Genomic DNA, 18,243 nt, shown 5'->3' with positions numbered 1-18,243 from the left:
GAGCAGAGGCCGGCACCAACGGAGGGAGCGCAGTGACCAGACTCGTCGCGGTCTCCAAGTCCGAGATGGTCTACCAACGGGTACGCGACCGGATCCTCACCGGCACCTACGGCGCGGGATACCGGCTGGTGCTGGACAAACTCGCTCGAGAGTTCGAGGTCAGCCCCGTCCCGGTCCGTGAGGCGATCCGTCGCCTGGAGGCCGAGGGGCTGGTCACCTTCACCCGCAACGTGGGTGCCGAGGTCAGCGGAGTCAACGAGCGCGATTACACCGACGCCATGCAGACTCTGGCCTACCTCGAGGGCGCGGCCACCGCCCTGGCTGCGCCCGCCCTGAGCGCCGAGCAGGTCGCCGAGGCAACCGAGGTCAACGAGCAGATGCGCCGTCTGCACCACGGGGACTTCGACCCGGTGCGCTTCACCGCACTGAACGAACGCTTCCACCGGGTGCTCTGCGGGGTCTGCCCGAACCAGCGCCTGCTGGACCTGGTGGACCGGGAGTGGCAGCGGATGGCGATGATCCGCCGCTCCAGTTTCATCCGGCTGTCCTCGCGCCCGGCGGTCTCGATCGCCGAGCACGACGATCTGCTCCACCTGATCCGCACCAAGGCGCCGGCGGGCGAGGTGGAGCACGCCGCGCGCACCCACAAGCTGCGCACCATGGAGGAGTTCCTGGCCGGCCGGCACGGCGGCACCTGACAGCGCACCGTAGGGACCGCCCAGCACAGCGAAGGACGACGACGAGCACCTTGGACGATGACGACCGGAGGTTCCGTGCCAGACAAGCCAGACACACAAGGCCCCACCGTGTCCACGGACACCCCGACCGTGTCCACGCACACCCCCACCGTGTCCATCGCGGTTGCCGAAGTGATCAGCGAACGTGCCGGGCACCTCTTCGGCCTGCTGGGCAACGGCAACGCCCACCTGGTGAGCCACCTGACGAGTTCCGGTTTCCCGTTCACCTCGGCCCGCCACGAAGTCGCCACCGTGACCATGGCCGACTCCTACCACCGGGCCACCGGGCAGATCGCGGCCGCCACCACCACCTACGGCGCCGGCTTCACCAACACCTACACCGGCCTGGCCGAGGCCGCGCGGGCCCGCGTCCCCCTGGTGCTCATCACCGGCGACGCGCCGTCGACCGGCCTGCGCACCTTCGACATTGACCAAACCGCGGCAGCGGCCGCCGTCGGCGTGGCGACGCTCACCGTCACCCCCGCCGACGCCGCTGCCCTGACCCACCATGCCTTCGACCTGGCGCTGCAGACACGCCGTCCGGTGGTCCTGGCCATCCCCCACGACCTGGCCACCGTGCCACTGCCCGACGCCGACCAGCCGGCCCACCGGGCGCCCTCGGCCGAGACACCCGGTGAGCACGCGGACCCCGGCACCCGCACCGGCCAGAAGCCCCCTCCCCTGCCCGCGCCCATCGGCCCCCCAGCACCGTCAGCCGAGGAGTTGGACCGGATCGCCGAGGCCCTCCGCGCCGCGCGCCGCCCCCTGATCCTGGCCGGCCGGGGCACGGTCCTTGCCCGGGCGGGCCACGACGTGCGCGCGCTGGGCGATCGGCTCGGTGCCCTCTTCATGACCTCGGTGATGGCCGCAAGCGTCATCGACAGCCCGTGGAACCTCGGCATCGCCGGTGGCTTCACTCGCGCCCACCGCCTCGACGTCGCCCGCCGGGCCGACGTCGTGCTCGTGCTCGGCGCGAGCCTGAACCCCTTCCAAACCCGGTACGGCACCCTGGTCGCGGAGGGAACCCGAGTGATCAGGGTCGACGACGAGTCCCCGGCCGACCATCCGATGGTCACCGACGCCGTCCACGCCAACCTGGTGCCGGTAGTGCGCGGGCTACTGGAACGACTGCGGCAGGCCGATGAGGCGCGCACCTGGCGGGCCCACGTTCCGCAGGTGGCCACGGCGCAGTTCCGATCCGCGCAGATCGACCGCGCCGAGTTCACCCCGGCCGAGCTCGCCGCCCCGGAGGGCACCGGAACAGCAGCAGGGGTCGAGTTCTGCACCGACGGCCGGTTGAACCCCCGCGTCGTGGCTGCCGCACTCGACGGCATCCTCCCCGCGGACCGCTCCGTGGTCACCGACGGTGGCAACTTCATCGGGTGGGCGCCGATGTACTTCTCCGTCCCGGACCCCCACGCGATGGTGCTGCTGGGCACCGCGTTCCAGTCGATCGGGCTCGGTTTCGGCTCCGCCGCCGGTGTGGCCGCCGCCCGCCCGGACCGCACCACCGTCCTGGTCACCGGCGACGGCGGGGCCCTGATGGGCCTGGCGGACCTGGAGACCCTGATGCGCACCGCACACCGGGCGGTGGTCGTGGTCTTCAACGACGCCGCCTACGGCGCCGAACTGCACCAGTACGCCGCCGCGGGTCTGCACGATGCGGCGATGCGTATCGATGAGGTCGACTTCGCCGCGCTCGGCCGCGCCTTCGGTGCCGAGGGGATCCAAGCGCGCACGCTGGCGGACCTGGACGTCCTGCGCCAGTGGCTGGCCACCCACACCGAGGGCGTGTTCATTCTCGATGTGTCCATCTCCACCGAGGTGGTCGCCGACTTCCTGGCCGCCTCCCTCGAGGCCAAGTCCACCCGCGACCAACGCTGACTTCGCGGCACGTGGATCGAGTGCGCACCGAGGCGTGCGCGCGCTCAGTCCAAGATCCGCGAAGTCAGGGGATCACGCCGGCGGGCGCAGATTGGCGGCGAAGAAATCGGCCAGGTCTGCGGTCGCCTCCAGCGGGAGCACGTGGGCGACGTACTGGTCCGGACGGACGACGACGACGGCCCCGCCGCGATCGATCTGGCGGATGTCGAAGATGTCCTCGCCCTCCATCACCCCGTACACCTTGTTGTAGTCGAGCAGATCGAAGGGCCCCACGGTCGGTTTGAAGACCGTGGGCACGGCGTTGATGTCGACGTCGGGGTGGACCTGCTGGAAGATCACCTTGACGTCGAAGATCGCGTCGTCGTCGCCGTCGGCCGGGGTGAACCGCACCACGGGCGAGTCCGGCGAGGTGGAGAGCCAGTGCGCGAACCGGCTCAGCGCCGAGTCCTCCCCCGCCGGGCCGGCGTCGGCGAAGGCATAGATGCGCCAGCGCCCGTCGGCCTCGGCCAGGTGACCCAGGTGCACGGGGTTGGCGTCGCAGACCCGCACCACCCGTGCGGACTTGAACCGCTTGCCCACGGTGAAACCCTCGGCGAGGCCCTGGTGGGTGGCCGGTCCGGTGATCATCGACCGTTCGTACTCGGTCATGAAGCCCGCGGGGAACTCGAAGGTCTTGACGTAGAAGTCCTCCAGGGCCGAGGGGTCCTCGAACTCATCGGCCGGTTTGGCCATCAGGGTGGACCACTCCCGGTCGAAGTCGATCAGGTTCTGGGCCACGACCTGCCGCTCGGCCGAGTAGGTCGCCAGCAGTGACTCCGGGCTGCGCCCGTCCAGCACGTGCCCGAGTTTCCAGCCCAGGTTGAACCCGTCCTGCAGGGACACGTTCATGCCCTGCCCGGCCTTGGCGCTGTGGGTGTGGCAGGCGTCCCCGGCGATGAACACCCGCGGCAGGCGCTCGGACTCGGCCCCGGCGGGTACGTCGTCGAACTTGTCGGTGACCCGGTGGCCCACCTCGTACACGCTCCACCAGGCCACGTGCTTGACGTCCATCGAGTAGGGCGTGAGGATCGCGTTGGCCTTGTCGATGATGGCGGTGATCGGCGTGCGGCGCACGGTCGCGGCCCGCTCGGCGGTCACCTCCCCCAGGTCCACGTACATGCGGAACAGGTGCCCGCCCTCGCGCGGGATGTGCAGGATGTTGCCCCCGGATCGGGACTGGATCGCGCACTTGAGCCGGATGTCGGGGAAGTCGGTGGTGACCAGCACGTCCATCACCCCCCAGGCGTGGTTGGCCTGGTCGCCCACGTGGGTGGCGCCGATCTCCCTGCGCACCTTGCTGTGCGCCCCGTCCCCGCCGACGAGGTACTTCACAGCCACGGTGCGCTCCTGGCCCTCGCGGGGCCCGGCGGTGTAGCGCAGCCGCACGCGCACGGGATACTCACCCTCCCCGACGGTCAGGCCGAGGAGCTCCACGCCGTAATCAGGCCGCATCCGGGCCGGTGAGTTCGCCATGAACTCGTTGAAGTAGTCGATGATGCGGGCCTGGTTGACCAGCAGGTGCGGGAACTCGCTGATGCCGGTGGGGTCGTCGGCCGGGCGGGACGTGCGCACGATGTGGTCGGGGTTCTGCGGGTCCGGCTTCCAGAACGCCATCTCGGTGATCCGGTAGGCCTCCTCGGCCAACCGGCCGGCGAAGCCGAAGGCCTGGAAGGTCTCCACGCTGCGGGCCTGGATCCCATCGGCGTGGCCCATCGCCAGGCGGTGCGGGCGGCTGTCGATGATCCGGGTATGGACGTGAGGGAACTGGGACAACTGTGCCGCGGTGATCGTCCCGGCCGGGCCGGTACCCACCACGAGCACGTCGAACTCATCGGGTATCTCCTCCGGTCGGTCCAGGCCCACCCCGGCCGCCGACTGGATGCGCGGGTCGGTGGTGACGTACCCGTGATGGTGAAACCTCACTGGGGACTCCTCTCTGAGCCTGTCAGGGTGCGCACTGGGGCTCAGACCTGGTTGCCGAGTTTGAAGCCGTGGTCGGTCTCGCCCTTGCGGGTGTAGGAGAAGCCGTCGGCGCCGATGGTCACGTCCATCTCCTTGGCCTCCTGGCGCTCCTGCAGCGGGACCGGGTTGCCGTCCAGGTCCAGCACGGTGGAGGCCTCGGTGTACCAGGACGGCACCACCGGGTTGCCCCACCAGTCCCGGCGCTGGTTGTCGTGCACGTCCCAGGTCACCACCGGATTGTCCGGGTCGCCGGTGTAGTAGTCCTGGGTGTAGATCTCCACCCGGTGCCCGTCCGGGTCACGCAGGTAGAGGTAGAAGGCATTGGACACCCCGTGCCGGCCGGGGCCGCGCTCGATGCAGTCCGAGCGGCGCAGCGCGCCGAGCTTGTCGCAGATGTAGAGGATGTTGTGCTTCTCGTGGGTGGAGAAGGCGATGTGGTGCATCCGCGGCCCGTCCCCGCCGGTGAGTGCGGTGTCATGCACGGTGTGCTTGCGGGCGAACCAGGCGGCGTAGGTGATCCCGTCGTCGTCGCGGATGTCCTCGGTGCGTTTGAACCCGAGGTTCTCCAGGTACGCCGCGCCGGCGACCACGTCGGGATAGACCTGGTTGAAGTGGTCCAGCCGCACCAACGCGCCGGCGCCGTAGCGTTCATAGTTCCACGCCAGGCGCGGCACGTGCTCGGTCTCGTAGAAGAACTCATACGGGAAGCCGAGCGGGTCCTGTACCCGTACGGCGGCACCGATCCCGCGCACGAACCCCTCGGCGCTGCGGCGCACGTCGCAACCCAGGTCCCGGTAGTAGGCGTCGGCCCGATCCAGGTCCTGTGGGCTGCGCACCCGGAAGGCCAGCGCGGCGACTGCCGGCTCGTCGCCCACCCGGAGCACCAGGTTGTGGTGGATGAACTCCTCCAGGGTGCGCAGGTAGATCGCGGTCTCGTCCTCCTCGGTGACCACCAGGCCGAGGATGTCCACGTAGAACTCCCGCGCGGCGGCCAGGTCGGTCACCACCAGTTCCATGTACGCCGCCCGCACGATGTCGGGCGGGGCGGGTTCCGTCGTCGGGCTGTCCGTGCCGGGTTGGGTCATGACCGGCTCCCTCGCGCGCGTGCCATCTCAGGCCTCGTCCCTCTTGGCGGCGAAGAACGGGTCCTGCTCGTCATACCCGGTGGCCCCGAACCGCGCGGTGTGCACGGCGCCGAGGGTCACGTGCACAACCTTGTGCTCGGAGTAGAAGTTCAGCGACCGGTAGCCGCCCTCCTGGCCCAGGCCGGAGGCCTTGATGCCTCCGAACGGGGAGCGCAGGTCACGCACGTTATGGGAGTTGATCCAGATCATCCCGGCCTCGATCCGGTCGGCCAGGGTGTGGGCGCGGGTGACGTCCTTGGTCCAGATGTAGGCGGCCAGGCCGTACTTGACGTTGTTGGCCAGCGCCACGGCCTCATCCTCGGTGTCGAAGGGGGTGATCGCCACCACGGGTCCGAAGATCTCCTCCTGGAAGATCGACGCCTCGGGCGGCACGTCGGCGAACACGGTGGGGGCCAGGTAGTTGCCCTGGTCCAGTCCCTCGGGGCGCCCTCCACCGGCGACCAGGCGCGCCTCGGTCCTCCCGGCCCGCACGTAGCCCAGCACCCGGTCGTAGTGCTCCGGATGCACCAGCGCACCGACCTCGGTGTCGGGGTCCGACGGCGGTCCGACCTTGATGTTCTCGGCGCGCGCGGCGTAGGCGGCCACGAATTCCTGATACACCGACCGCTCCACCAGGATCCGGGAGGAGGCGGTGCAGCGCTCCCCGTTCAGGGAGAACACCCCGAACAGGGTGGAGTCCAGTGCGGCCTCCAGATCGGCGTCGGCGAACACCAGCGCCGGGGACTTGCCCCCCAGTTCCATGGACAGGCCCTTGAGCGTGGGGGCGGCATTGGCGAAGATCGTCTGCCCGGTGGTGGTCTCCCCGGTGAAGGAGATCAGGTCCACGCCCGGGTGCCTCACCAGCGCGTCACCGGCCACCTCCCCGATGCCGTTGACCAGGTTGAACACCCCCGGCGGCAAGCCGGCCTCCTCGAAGATCCCGGCCCACAGCGAGGCCGACAGCGGGGTGAACTCCGCGGGTTTGAGCACCACGGTGCACCCGGCCGCGAGCGCCGGGGCGAGTTTCCAGGAGGAGAGCATGAACGGGGTGTTCCACGGGGTGATCAGCCCGGCCACCCCCACCGGGGAGCGGTTCACGTAGTTCATCTGCATGCCCGGGACCTTGTAGGCGTCATCGGTCCCGGCCACGATCAGGTCGGCGAAGAAGCGGAAGTTCTCCGCCGCCCGGCGGGCCTGGCCCCGGGCCTGGGTGATCGGCAGACCGGTGTCGAAGGACTCCATGGTGGCCAGCGCCTTGTCCTGGGCCTCGACGGCGTCGGCGATCGTGTTCAGGATCCGGGCCCGTTCCCGGTTCCTCATCCGCGGCCACGGGCCGGTCTCGAACGCCTCCCGGGCGGCGGTCACCGCGGCGTCGATGTCGGCGTCCTGTCCGGCGGCGGCCCGGATGTAGGCGGCGTTCGTAGTGGGTTCGAGCACCTCGAAGGTCTGCCCGCCGCGGGACTCGAGGGATGCGCCGTTGATGTAGTGCTGGATGCGCTCGGGAGTGCCCGGCGGCGGGGCGGGAGCCGGCGACGGCGTGGGCCGGCTCGCCGGGGTCGGTCCGGTCGTCTCAGCGGTCACCTCAGGTTCCTTCCACCGGGGTCAGGTACTGCTCGCCGCGGCGGGCCAGCTCGGTCACGCGGCGCCGGCCCTGCTCACTCAGCCCGACCAGGGGCGGACGCACATGGTCCGAGGCGATCAGGCCGCGCTGGGCCATCAGCCACTTGGCCGGGGCGGGATTGGTCTCGGCGAAGATCAGGTCCACCAGCGGGTGCACGCCGTAGTGCAGCGCCCGCGCCCGGTCCCAGTCCCCGGCGATCGCGGCGTCGTAGGTCTCGGCGACGGCGGCCGGCGCGATGTTGGACAGCGCGGAGATGAACCCGGTTCCCCCCAGCGGGATCAGCGGCAGGCACAGCAGTTCGATCCCGGACCACATCAACGCCTCCTGGCCGCACAGGTACATGGTGCGGGAGAAGTGCTCGAAGTCCTTGGTGGTCTCCTTGATGCCCACGATGTTGTCGTGGTCGCGGAACAGCCGGGCGAAGGTCTCCGGGGCCAGGTCCACCGCGGTACGCACGGGCACGTTGTACGCCACGATCGGCAGGTCGGGGAACTCCGCGGCCACCGTGGAGTACCAGACGTAGAGCGCCTCCTGGGTGGGCCGGGCGTAGTAGGGGGTGATGATCAGCGCCATGTCCGCCCCGGCGTCCCGGGCGATCGAGGTCAGCTCCAGGGTCTCCTCCAGCTGCGCCGTGCCGGTGCCGGGCAGGAACGGGACGGCGTCACCCACCTCCTGGGCCACGGTGCGGATCGCGGCCGCGCGCTCGGCAAGGCTCTGGGAGGAGGGTTCGCCGGTGGACCCGCCGATGGAGATGCCCCGAGAACCGTTGGCCAGTTGCCAGCGCACCATGCGCCGCAGCGACTCGTGGTCCAACTCGCCCTCGTCGGTGAACGGGGTGAACACCGGCGCCAGCGCACCGGTGATACGGGCGGGGTCGGAGCGGAACTTCATCGTGTCCTCCTCGGAGCTCAGCCGCGGGTGGAGCGCCAGGCGTCGAAGGCCTGCCGCCATTTCTCGTTCATCGGGTATAGCCCGTGCACCGACTCCCCCGCCGCGACCATCTCGGCGATGAAGGTTTCCTCGGCCTCCTGGTCCTCGGCGTCCCGGAGTACCTCGGCCACGAGGTGGGGTGGGATGACCAGGGCTCCGTCGTCGTCGGCCACCACGACGTCCCCGACCTGCACGGTGGCACCGCCGCAGGAGATGGTCACGTCGGCCTCCCAGGGCACGTGCCGCCGGCCCAGGACGGCGGGGTGGGCCCCGGAGGAGTACACGGGCAGGTCGAGGTCGGCGACGGGGGCGGCATCGCGCACCGCACCGTCGGTGATGATGCCGGCGGCGCCGCGCACCTGGGCCCGCAGCGCGAGGATGTCCCCGAGGGTGCCGGCCGAGGACTCGGCGCGGGCCTCCATCACCAGGACCTCGCCCGGCCCGATCGTGTCGATCGCCTGTTTCTGGGCGTTGTACCCCCCGCCGTGGTCGGCGAACAGGTCCTTGCGGTAGGGCACGAAGCGCAGCGTGCGGGCCCGGCCCACCAGCCCGCGACCCGGGACCAGGGGACGTACGCCGTCGATGGAGACGGTGTCGAAGCCGCGCCGGCGCATCTGCACCGACAGGGTCGCCACGGCGACCGCTCCCAGGCGGGCGCGCAGATCCTCGGTGAGAACGAACGGGGGTTCGCCAGGGGTGGCCTCCCGCCCCCAGGCGTCGGCGCGCTGGGCGTCGTCGACCTTCGGCGGATGGCCCCAGTCGGGCAGGGCGGGTCCCTCGACCACCTCGGTGTGCAGCCGCCCGGTGCTCAGGTCCGGATCGTCCGGGCAGGACACCTCGACGGCGATGTGCTGGCCGGGTCCGGCGACCGAGGCTCCCGCGGGAGTGCCGGTGAGGATGACATCGCCGCGGTGCAGGGTCATGACGCGGGACAGATCGGCGATCATCAGGGCGAAGGGGAACAGCAGGCCGGCGGTGGAGTCGTCCTGGACGAGTTCGTCATCCAGCCAGGTGCGGATGGCAAGCCGGGCGGGGTCGAGCCCGGTGGCGTCGAGCAGCCGCGGGCCGATCGGGGTGTAGCCGTCTCCGCCCTTGGAGCGCACGTTGGAGCCCTTGTCCGCATACCGCAGGTCATGCAGGCCCAGGTCGTTGGCGGCGGTGACCCAGCCGACGTGACCCCAGGCCCGTTCCGGCGGGACGTCCCGCGCGTCGGCGCCGATCACCAGGGCGATCTCACCCTCGAACGCGAGCAGCTCGGTGCCCGCCGGTCGGATCACCTGGCCGGAGCCGGTCAGCGAGGAGGTGGTCTTGAGGAAGTAGGACGGATACGCCGGGGTTCGGCCACGCTGAGCGGCGCGCGAGGCGTAACTGAGGTGAACCGCGATCACCTTGCCGGGCCGGTGCCCGAGGACGGCGGTGATCGGGTCGTTGCTCATCTGCACCGGCTCCTTCGCCCAGGACGTCCACGAACGATCGTATACGATCCCAATCCTGCCCCCGCCACCCCCCGGTGTCAACAGGTGGACGGGCGTGGGAGTGGCCACCACGGGACACCTGCTGCGCCCGATGACACTGCGCCTCCGGGCGAACGCGTGGCCTACAGCGAGATCAGCACCAACGTGGTGCCGAACACCAGGCCCGTGGTCACCAGGGTGATCGTGGTGTAACTGAGGATGTCGCGCATCTTCAGCCCCGCGATGGCCAGCAGGGGCAGGGCCCAGAACGGTTGGATCATGTTGGTCCACTGATCGCCGTAGGCCACCGCCATGATCGCGATCGCCGGGTCCACCGACAGGCTCTCGGCCGCCTCGAGCATCACCGGCGCCTGCACCGCGAACTGCCCACCGCCCGAGGGCACGAAGAAGTTGACGGTGCCGGCGGCGACGAAAGCAAGCAGCCCGAAGGTGTACTGGTTCGAGATGGACACCAAGGCGTCGGAGATCACCGTGATCAGCCCGGTGCCGGCCATGATGCCCATGATCCCTGCGTACAGGGGGAACTGCAGCAGGATCTCCCCGACGTTGGAGGCGGCCTTCTTGGTCAGCGCGATCAGTTCAAAGGGGTTCTTCACCAGCAGCAGGATCAGGGCCAGGAAGCTCCAGTTGACGAGGTCAAGGGTCAACGTGCCGCCACCGGAAAAGTGGATCACCAGGTAGCCCACCAGCATCAGCCCGGTGAGCAGCGTGGGCACACGAGAGGCGTCCACCCGGTCCGCGGGGGTGGTGACCTGCTCGGCGACGTCAACCTCCTTCTCCCGGGCATCGACCTTCAGTGGCACGATCGCTTCCTTGCGCCGTGGTGCGACCAGCAGCAACGCCACGGCCACCAGAATGATCGCGGCACCGGCCGCGGCGATGTTCCACGGGGTGAAGATCGTCTCGGTGATCGGCAGCGGCTCACCGAGTTGCTCGGCGACGAAGGAGTCCGGCGTGGCCGCCAGCAGCGGACCGGACGCCGAGTAGCCCATGTGCCAGACCACGAAGCCGGAGAAGGCGGAGGCGACCAGCATGGCGAAGTGGATCGGTTCGTCACGTCGCCGGAACTCATAGGCGACCTCGCGGGCGAGCAGAGCACCGGCTACCAGGCCCAGGCCCCAGGTGATCAGCGAGGCCAGCGCGGCGATCACGAAGACCAGCACGTAGCCCTGCATGGCCGTCCTGGGTCGCTTGGCCAGCCACACCAGGACCTTCCGGACCGGGCCGGTGTTGGCCAGGATGTACCCGAGCAGCAGGATGAGCGCCATCTGCGTCATGAAGGCCAGTAGCCCTGCCAGTCCGTTGCCCCACTCCTCCACCACCTGCACCGGCCCGGCGTCGGTCAGGATGAGGGCGAGCAGGACCACCACGAACGTGAGCACGATCGCAAAGACCAGGGCCGAGGGGATGAACCTCTCGACCAGGCTGTTCAACGGGCGCATCAGGCCCGACAGCACCGCACCGCCGTCGGCCTTCTTCTCGTCTTTCGTCGTTCCCTGGCTATTCGGGTCTGCCATGTCTCCTCCTTGAGTATGGTCCCCGCCCGGATTCTCGGCTCGACCTGAAGCCGGGAGGGTAGATGGGGCGGGTGGCGACGATTCCACCCAGGCCTCAGCGTGGCACAACCAGGCGCCGCGCGGGCGGCACTTCGGGCTGGGTCCGGCCCACCGCCACGTGCCACCGCCGGGTGCCACCGCCGGGTGCCACCGCTGAGTGGCACCGCGTGGTGCCACCGCCGGGTGCCACCGCTGAGTGACACCGCGTGGCACCGCTGAGTGCCACTGCGGGGCACCGCGATCACCTAGGACAGTTCGCCGCGCACGATGCTGTTTCCGCTATGGGCAGGGTCGCCGTCGTAAGGCTCGTCGGAGACGTCCACGATCAGGAACTCGCCCATATCGAGGTTGTCGGGAACGTCGAAGACTCCCTCGGATCCGACGAGGACGCCGAGGCTGATCAGCCGCTCCAGATCGCTGTCGATGAGCCACACCTCGCGGTACCCCTCGCCCAGGCCGGGGTCGAGCTCGACGTTCAACACCCGGGCACCGTCGACCTCGTGCAGCGCGGCGGCGCCGGCGTCGGCCTCGCTCCACTCAGGAAGGGGCGCCAACTCGGCCGTGGCGAGCACCTCGGGCGCCGGGGGCGTGCGCAGTTGGTCAGCCACCACGGTGGCGCCGACGCCCAGCAGGAAGGCCGCCGCAGCCACCCACGCCGTGCGCCAGTTCCGGGACGAGCGCCGTGCCAGTTGCGGAACGGGCGCGCGCACGGGCTCGGCAGAGACCTCGGGCGCGACCGCAGACACCTCTGGCGCACCGGCCGGTTCGGAGGCTGGCGGCCCGAGGAGTTCGGCGCTGATCCGGGACCAGACGTGCTCTCCCGGGCGCTCCAGGCCGGGCTCCCCGGCGCCGGCCCGCCCTGCGCTCACCACGCGGCGCAACGCCTCGAGTTCCTTCCGGCACGTCGCGCACTCGGCGACGTGGCGGCTCTGTGCGCGCGTGACGCCCTGCTGCTCCCCGAGAGCGAGGAGGGCCAACGTGCCATCGTCAGGATGCTCCATCGGTCACCTCCAGCCGATCCCGCATACGTTGCAGACTGCGTTTGATGTGGGACTTGACCGTTCCGAGTGGCAGGTCGAGCCGCCCAGCGATCTGGGAGTGGGTCAGATCCTCGAAGAAGGCAAGCCGCATGATCGTGCTCGGAGGTTCACCCAGACGGCGCAGTTCCTCGGCGATCACCACCCGGTCGATGACGACGACCGGATCGGCTCCGGCCCCGGCCCCACCCGGCCGGCGGGCGACGACCTCGGCCGCGTCCTGCGCGCGGCCGTCCCGGGTCCGGCGCTGATAGACGTCGACGATCTTGTTCCGCGCGATGGCAACCAGCCAGGAATGCAAGCGAGCCCGGGTCGGGTCGTACCTGGTCCTACCCTGCCATGCGGCCACGAACACCTGCTGGGTGACGTCCTCGGCGTCAGCGACCGAGCCCAGGGCTCGTAACGCGATCGTGTAGATCAGCGGCGACCACCGTTGATAGACCGCACGCATGACGCCGTCGTCCTCGGCGACGAAGGCACGCTCCAGGGCTGACTCCCGAGCCTGCCCTGCCTCGTCGCTCATCGTCCGCCCATCCGGCACGATCGTGGCTCCATGTTTGGGCCAACCGGGGATTCGATCATCCTTGTCGCAGGCTAGCAGTGACGACGATGTTGTCGCTGTAACTACCGCGCGTCTCATCCCACTGCCCGCCACAGGTGATGAGCACCAGCCGGGGCTGCCCGTCGCGCCGGAAGTGGTCGGCCAGGTCGATGGTCTCCTTGGCTTGGCTGGTGACGGTGACGACGTCATAGGTCACCTCCGTCCCATCCGGGCCGATGAGGTCGATCGAATCACCTGGCTGGGCTTGGCGAAGGTAATGGAACGGACCGACGCCGGTGGTGAAGGAACCGTTGTGTGCAGCAACGACAATGGATCCGTTCGCGTCGCCCAGTCCGGGACCGAAGCGGTACCACCCGGCCCTGTTGGCGTCGTCAGGGATCTCCATCTGGCCGTCCGCGGCAACCCCGACCGGGTCGATGTCGAGGGTGATGTCCCGCTCGGCGTACTCCAATCGCACCGGCGGGGTCCTGGCCTCGGGGCCGGCAGCCTCGAGCCTGGCGGTGCTGACGTCGACCTCGACCGCGGGTGATTCGAGCTCACCGGGGACGACCTGCGACCCGGGTGCGGTGGCTTCGGTGCGCCCCTGCTCGGGCGCCCCCGGCGAGATCGCGGCGGAGCCCGGCCGTGCCGCCGCGGCGTCGGTCGAGACAGACCGGCTCGGTGGCTGCGCGTCGGGGGTCGCGCAGCCACCGAGGATTCCGGCCAAGAGCAGGATCCCGAGGGACAATGACCTCGTCCTGAACATTCGGACTCCTACTCCCGCCCCGTCCGGGCTTGCTCGTCAGTTGGTTGCGTGTGCGCCCTGGCTGCGGCCGCGCAATCCGAGGATGGCCAGGAGGCCCGCACCGAGGGTGATCACGACCCAAGCCAGCGGCGCCATGCCCGCTTCCTCGACCGGGATCTGACCGGTGGGGACACCACCCGGGGCCGAGTGCAGTCCATCGACCGTCTGGACCGCCAGGTCGAGAGTGTCCTCTTCCAGGCTGCCCCACGCATAGACGATCGTGAGTGACCCCTCACCGACCGTGACGTCGGCCGGGCCCAGCACCGGGTCGGTGGTGCCGGCTGCGGCCACTGCCGCCGGCACGGTCCCGGCGGGCAGATCGAGGCTGGCCTCGTCGGGGTTGACCAGGTCGGTGATGACAGCCTCGTCTCCGGCCAGGATGTCGACGGCCGGAGCGGCTGCGGTGTGCCGCACTGTCAGGCGCCCTTCGCCTGCCGCCGTTTCAGAGGTGTCGTTGGTGAACAGGGTGGCGGTCGGCCCACCGTCGGCGTCCAGGTGGGCCACCGCGGTGTAGTTCATCCCACCGTCCAGACTCAGGTCCACCGGCCCGAGGGCCGGCTCACTGTCGTCGTCGGCGTCTGCCGCGGTGATCGCCACCGAGTAGGTGCCGGCAGGCAGTTCGAGCGGGCCGGCGAGGTCACCGGGTTCGAAGTCGTCCAGGGTGAGTTCACCATCGACGTAGACGTCGACGACCATGTCCGGCACACCGTGCAGAACAGAGAGTGCGGCGCCGGGTTCGGTGGTGTCGGCGAAAGCGGGTGCCGCGGCGAGTGTGACTGCCGTGAGGCCGGCCAATCCGGCCAGCGCGGTGCGACGCATGTGCATGATGTTTCCTCCATCGGATGTGGCCCGGGTGGGCCGGTGGGTGTTCGCACCGGTACTTTCTGGCGATGACCCCCGTTTGGATGCACCTCGGCCGAAGTTTTTCCGATGAGTTCGGTCAGGGCCTCATGAGGTACCGCTCGGATCTACCACCCGAAGATCTACCGCCGGATCCTTCCGAACGGCACAATGTGGACACCACCAGGCGGCTGGCCGGGCCACATCGGGTGCGGCGGACGCACCAGAGACGGCTGCCGCACCAGAGATGGGAGTGCGTGCATGGCTGAGGCAACCGAGGCAGCGGCGCAGGCGCCGTGGGAACCGCCGCTGGCCAGCTCGGAGGTGGAGCACCTGCTCGGTGCCCTGAACCGGCTGCGCACCACCTTCCGCTGGAAGACCGACGACCTGGACGCCGAGGGCCTGTCCCACACTGTGGGCGCCTCCGCGCTGACCCTGGGTAATCTGCTCAAACATCTGGCGTGTGCCGAGGATGAGAAGTTCGGGATGGCCCTGTCCGGTGCGGCCTACGGGCCGCCGTGGGCCGGCATGGTCGACTTCGACGGAAGTCCGCACGACTACATGTTCAGCACCGATGGGATGGAGCCCGCGGAGTTGTACGGCGTGTGGGACGAGGCGGTACGCCGATCCGACCAGCGCCTGCAGGCCGCTCTGGAGCAACAGGGCCTGGACCAGCGGGTTGCCCTGGGCGCCGACGAGGGGTTGGAGGTGAGCCTGCGCCGGCTGCTGTACGACCTGGTGGAGGAGTACGGGCGGCACACCGGCCACGCGGATCTCCTCCGGGAGGCCGTCGACGGTCGGGTCGGCGAGGACCCGCCACAGGGTTGGAGCGCCGTGAGCGGGAACTCACCGGTCGGAGTTTCTCCTGGCAAGTGAATCGACGGCCGGCCTGGAAACGGCCGGCAGGGAAGGAGTCGCGATGGCTGACACACCCGATATCCGACCGGTGGGGGACCTACCGGACGCGATCGGCAAGACCGCTGCCCGCGAACTCGCGGGCAACGGCATCACGAGCCTGGCACGGGTGGCTCAGCACTCCCGGAAGGAACTGCTGGCCATCCACGGCGTGGGCCCCAAGGCGATCGCCATCCTTGGCGAGGCCCTGGCGGCCGAGGGCCTGGACTACCGCGCGACCTGACCGCGCCGGCGGGCCGGGCACCCCCGTCATCAGCCGCCATCGCCTCCGCCGGGCGGGCGCACCAGAACGGGCCGCCCCGGCGCAGTGATGCAGATGCCGCAGGCACGATCCCCTGCGAGGATGCGTCCATGTCCGCCTCTGAACAACTCCGAGCCGACTTCGAGGAACTCGCTGAGCGCGTCGGCAAGGCAGCCCTTGCCCGTGGCGCGCTCGTTGCCACCGCCGAGTCCCTGACCAGCGGGCAAGTGGCCGTCCACCTGGGCGCCGCACCCGATGCCGGTGACTGGTTCGCCGGTGGTGTGGTCGCCTACACGGTCGAGGCGAAGCAGCGTGCTCTGGGCGTCCCGCCCGGCCCGGTGATCTCCGAGCAGTGCGCCACCGCGATGGCCGAGGGGGCGGCGCAGCGGCTGGGGGCAGACTGTGCCGTGGGCGTGACCGGTGTCGGCGGGCCCGACGAGCAGGAGGGTGAGCCGGTCGGGACGGTGTTCATCGCCGTACACACCCCGGAGGGCACCACCTGCGAGCAGCATCACTTCGACGGCGACGCCGAGGAGATCCTGGACGCCACCACCCGCAGGGCCCTGGAACTGCTCGGCCAGGGGATCACCGATGTCGGCACCAAGGCCCAATAACGGCGCCGCCCACCGCGCGGGGTCTAGCCGAGGAGTTCCCGCACCCGCAGCGACTGTTCGGCCAGTTCCGGGGGTGATCGGTCCGCCCCGTCGAACCAGGACACCGCGGGCCCATCACCGGCGAGCCGCCAGGTCCCGCAGACCACACCACCGGTGATCACCAGGTTCGCTCCGCGGCTGACGGCGGGCCGGTGTTCGGGCGGGACCACGTGGACGTCGGCTGTGCCAGTGCCGAGCACCCACTGGTCGTGACCGGTGAGGAAGCGCACCGCGCTGGTAGGGCTGGCGGCCATCAGGTCCTCCACGTGGTCGGGGTGCACCAGCGCGGGCTCACCCTCCACCTCGATCTCGGTGAGTTGCTCACCCAAGCCGGCGAGCCACCCCGCGATGCGCTGACGGCCGGTGCCAAGCCCCTCCCCGAGCCAGTAGTGCACCCGCTCGGGCGTCGTCGGGCCGTAGGCGGACAGGTAGGCGAAGACCGCCTGCCTTCCCGCCTCCTGCAGTTCCGGAAGACCCGGCCAGTACCGGTTCTGTGCGAGCGCCTGAAGGGTGGCCTGCCCGTTCCTGGTGGGGCCGAAACACACGTCGCCCTGCCAGAAGAAGGGCTTGAGGAAGGTGTTCGCGGCCGAGAGTGCCGGTCCGAGGTGGGCGAACCTAGCGCTCGTGGTGACCTCCGCGGCGACTTCATCCGGTGTCAGCGGCCCATCAGCCAGGGTCTCGCGGACCGCTGCCCGAAGCGCCGGCCACTCCCCCGGCTCCACCCGGTAGTGGTCGCGCCAGCTCCGGCGCTCCCACATCCGGCTCGAGGATCGCAGCGCCAGGTAGACGGCCGCGCTCGCGGGGGTCATCAGGTAGGTGCCGCCTCGGAACGCGAACACCTTGACCACACGGCCCTGGGCGAGGACCTGATCGAGTTCGTCCGGTTCCGGTTCGGTCTGGCGCACCCACACCGCGTACCCAGGGTTACCGGACCAGGCCGGGATGGCACCCAACCGGCCCACGACCTCGTCGGCCCGAAGCCGACCCGCCGGCGCGAGCAGCTGCCGAGCCATTCGCCAGGCCAACGCCTGCGCCCAGGTCACCCGCACCGCGCTACCGCCATCTCGGATCCGGCGGAACGACACGCTTCATGGATGCCCACCCGGCAGCCGAAGACCATGCCACAGGGACTCTCCCCCAGCCTCGTTGCCATGGGCCCATCCTCGCACCCCGGCCGTCGTCGCACCCGGGGGTTATCCACTATACGTGCGGGTGCCGATGCAGGACAATGACGACGACGGAGAGGGGCCGAGCCGAATACGGCCACCGGACCACCGCTCACCTCAGGAGGAGACCACACATGGCTGACACACACGAATCCAAGGACGACTCGGCCAAGGCCAAGAAGACCTGGTACGAGGAGTTCACCGTCTCCGGGAACGAACTTCTCGACCAGGTGAAGAAACTCGTCGCCGAAGGCAACGTCCGGCGGGTGTTCATCAAGAACCCCGAGGGGCGCACCCTGCTGGAGATCCCCCTGACGGTAGGCGTGGCCATCACCGCCGTGACCGCGGCGTTCGCGCCCATTCTGGTGGCGGTCGGGGCCATTGCGGCGCTACTGACCTCCGCGACGATCGGTGTCGAAAGAGAAGACCCCGACGACGACGCGGGCGGCAACGAAGACTCGACGGCAGGCAACGGGCCGCCCGTCCTGGAGCAGTAGCCGCTGCTGCGTGTCGAGCCATGGCGCGCGCTCAGAGCACGTTCACCGGCCCAGCCGAGGCCTTGACCGAGCCCCTCAGGTGTGACGGACCAGCACCTTGGCTGCTCACGATCATGGGCCTTGCGAGCCCTCGGAACGGTCGGTAGGTAACTCCATTCCGCCACTCGTAGCATGAATGTAACTCCTTGACAGCCTCGGTGACCTGCGCCACAGTGGCTGT

The 18,243-nt window shown here is 69.8% G+C and carries 17 protein-coding genes; 6 read left to right on the top strand and 11 right to left on the bottom strand.

The features are described 5' to 3' along the window. Nucleotides 1-32: 32 nt before the first annotated feature. Together ACPL7H_RS10565 and ACPL7H_RS10560 are read left to right on the top strand one after the other, a co-directional pair. On the top strand, nt 33-698 hold the full coding sequence (locus tag ACPL7H_RS10565; RefSeq protein WP_424796886.1) for a GntR family transcriptional regulator: 666 nt from the start codon (nt 33-35) through the stop codon (nt 696-698). 108 nt (nt 699-806) lie between these two features. Beyond that, nucleotides 807-2,621, top strand: a complete 1,815-nt coding sequence (locus ACPL7H_RS10560) for a thiamine pyrophosphate-binding protein (protein WP_424796885.1) — start codon at nt 807-809, stop codon at nt 2,619-2,621. Between the two features lie 72 nt (nt 2,622-2,693). Here the strand turns inward: ACPL7H_RS10560 and ACPL7H_RS10555 are convergent, their stop codons facing one another. From ACPL7H_RS10555 to ACPL7H_RS10510, 10 genes are all read right to left on the bottom strand, one after another. Next, on the bottom strand, nt 2,694-4,583 hold the full coding sequence (locus tag ACPL7H_RS10555) for an FAD-binding monooxygenase (protein WP_424796884.1): 1,890 nt from the start codon (nt 4,581-4,583) through the stop codon (nt 2,694-2,696). 41 nt (nt 4,584-4,624) lie between these two features. Further along, nucleotides 4,625-5,707 (bottom strand): 3,4-dihydroxyphenylacetate 2,3-dioxygenase, encoded by a 1,083-nt coding sequence (hpaD, locus tag ACPL7H_RS10550; protein WP_424796883.1) that lies wholly within the window; start codon nt 5,705-5,707, stop codon nt 4,625-4,627. Nucleotides 5,708-5,734: 27 nt separating this feature from the next. Continuing rightward, nucleotides 5,735-7,240: a 5-carboxymethyl-2-hydroxymuconate semialdehyde dehydrogenase gene (gene hpaE, locus ACPL7H_RS10545; RefSeq protein ID WP_424796918.1), complete on the bottom strand. Its 1,506-nt coding sequence runs from the start codon at nt 7,238-7,240 to the stop codon at nt 5,735-5,737. 88 nt (nt 7,241-7,328) lie between these two features. Then, on the bottom strand, nt 7,329-8,258 hold the full coding sequence (gene dapA / locus ACPL7H_RS10540) for a 4-hydroxy-tetrahydrodipicolinate synthase (RefSeq protein WP_424796882.1): 930 nt from the start codon (nt 8,256-8,258) through the stop codon (nt 7,329-7,331). Nucleotides 8,259-8,275: 17 nt separating this feature from the next. Continuing rightward, the gene (locus tag ACPL7H_RS10535; RefSeq protein ID WP_424796881.1) at nt 8,276-9,733 is read right to left on the bottom strand and encodes a fumarylacetoacetate hydrolase family protein; all 1,458 of its coding nucleotides are present in this window, start codon (nt 9,731-9,733) and stop codon (nt 8,276-8,278) included. Nucleotides 9,734-9,894: 161 nt separating this feature from the next. Further along, complete coding sequence (locus tag ACPL7H_RS10530; RefSeq protein ID WP_424796917.1) at nt 9,895-11,214, bottom strand: short-chain fatty acid transporter; 1,320 nt, start codon at nt 11,212-11,214, stop codon at nt 9,895-9,897. A gap of 359 nt (nt 11,215-11,573) precedes the next feature. Then, on the bottom strand, nt 11,574-12,329 hold the full coding sequence (locus tag ACPL7H_RS10525) for an anti-sigma factor (RefSeq protein WP_424796880.1): 756 nt from the start codon (nt 12,327-12,329) through the stop codon (nt 11,574-11,576). Continuing rightward, a complete protein-coding gene (locus ACPL7H_RS10520; protein WP_424796879.1) occupies nt 12,316-12,888 on the bottom strand; it encodes an RNA polymerase sigma factor in 573 nt (190 codons plus the stop codon). Before ACPL7H_RS10520 ends, ACPL7H_RS10525 begins: the two co-directional genes overlap by 14 nt. A gap of 55 nt (nt 12,889-12,943) precedes the next feature. Then, nucleotides 12,944-13,672: a class F sortase gene (locus ACPL7H_RS10515; protein ID WP_424796878.1), complete on the bottom strand. Its 729-nt coding sequence runs from the start codon at nt 13,670-13,672 to the stop codon at nt 12,944-12,946. A 36-nt stretch (nt 13,673-13,708) separates the two neighbouring features. After that, entirely contained in the window at nt 13,709-14,530 is an 822-nt protein-coding gene (locus ACPL7H_RS10510; RefSeq protein ID WP_424796916.1) for a DUF4397 domain-containing protein, read from the bottom strand. Between the two features lie 282 nt (nt 14,531-14,812). On the opposite strand from ACPL7H_RS10510, the gene ACPL7H_RS10505 reads away from it, so the two are divergent. From ACPL7H_RS10505 to ACPL7H_RS10495, 3 genes are all read left to right on the top strand, one after another. Beyond that, nucleotides 14,813-15,427 (top strand): DUF664 domain-containing protein, encoded by a 615-nt coding sequence (locus ACPL7H_RS10505; RefSeq protein WP_424796877.1) that lies wholly within the window; start codon nt 14,813-14,815, stop codon nt 15,425-15,427. A gap of 43 nt (nt 15,428-15,470) precedes the next feature. Next, nucleotides 15,471-15,689, top strand: a complete 219-nt coding sequence (locus ACPL7H_RS10500) for a hypothetical protein (protein WP_424787674.1) — start codon at nt 15,471-15,473, stop codon at nt 15,687-15,689. A 128-nt stretch (nt 15,690-15,817) separates the two neighbouring features. Then, nucleotides 15,818-16,321 (top strand): CinA family protein, encoded by a 504-nt coding sequence (locus tag ACPL7H_RS10495; RefSeq protein WP_424796876.1) that lies wholly within the window; start codon nt 15,818-15,820, stop codon nt 16,319-16,321. Between the two features lie 23 nt (nt 16,322-16,344). Here the strand turns inward: ACPL7H_RS10495 and ACPL7H_RS10490 are convergent, their stop codons facing one another. After that, a complete protein-coding gene (locus tag ACPL7H_RS10490; protein WP_424796875.1) occupies nt 16,345-17,403 on the bottom strand; it encodes a DNA glycosylase AlkZ-like family protein in 1,059 nt (352 codons plus the stop codon). Nucleotides 17,404-17,660: 257 nt separating this feature from the next. Here ACPL7H_RS10490 and ACPL7H_RS10485 point away from each other — a divergent pair, with 257 nt between their 5' ends. After that, nucleotides 17,661-18,023: a DUF4342 domain-containing protein gene (locus ACPL7H_RS10485; RefSeq protein ID WP_424787671.1), complete on the top strand. Its 363-nt coding sequence runs from the start codon at nt 17,661-17,663 to the stop codon at nt 18,021-18,023. The last annotated feature ends 220 nt before the right edge of the window (nt 18,024-18,243 follow it).

Origin of the sequence: Pseudactinotalea sp. Z1732 (assembly GCF_049724975.1) — a bacterium.
GTDB lineage: Bacteria > Actinomycetota > Actinomycetes > Actinomycetales > Beutenbergiaceae > CALKWS01.
This window is presented reverse-complemented; position numbering and strand designations above follow the sequence as displayed.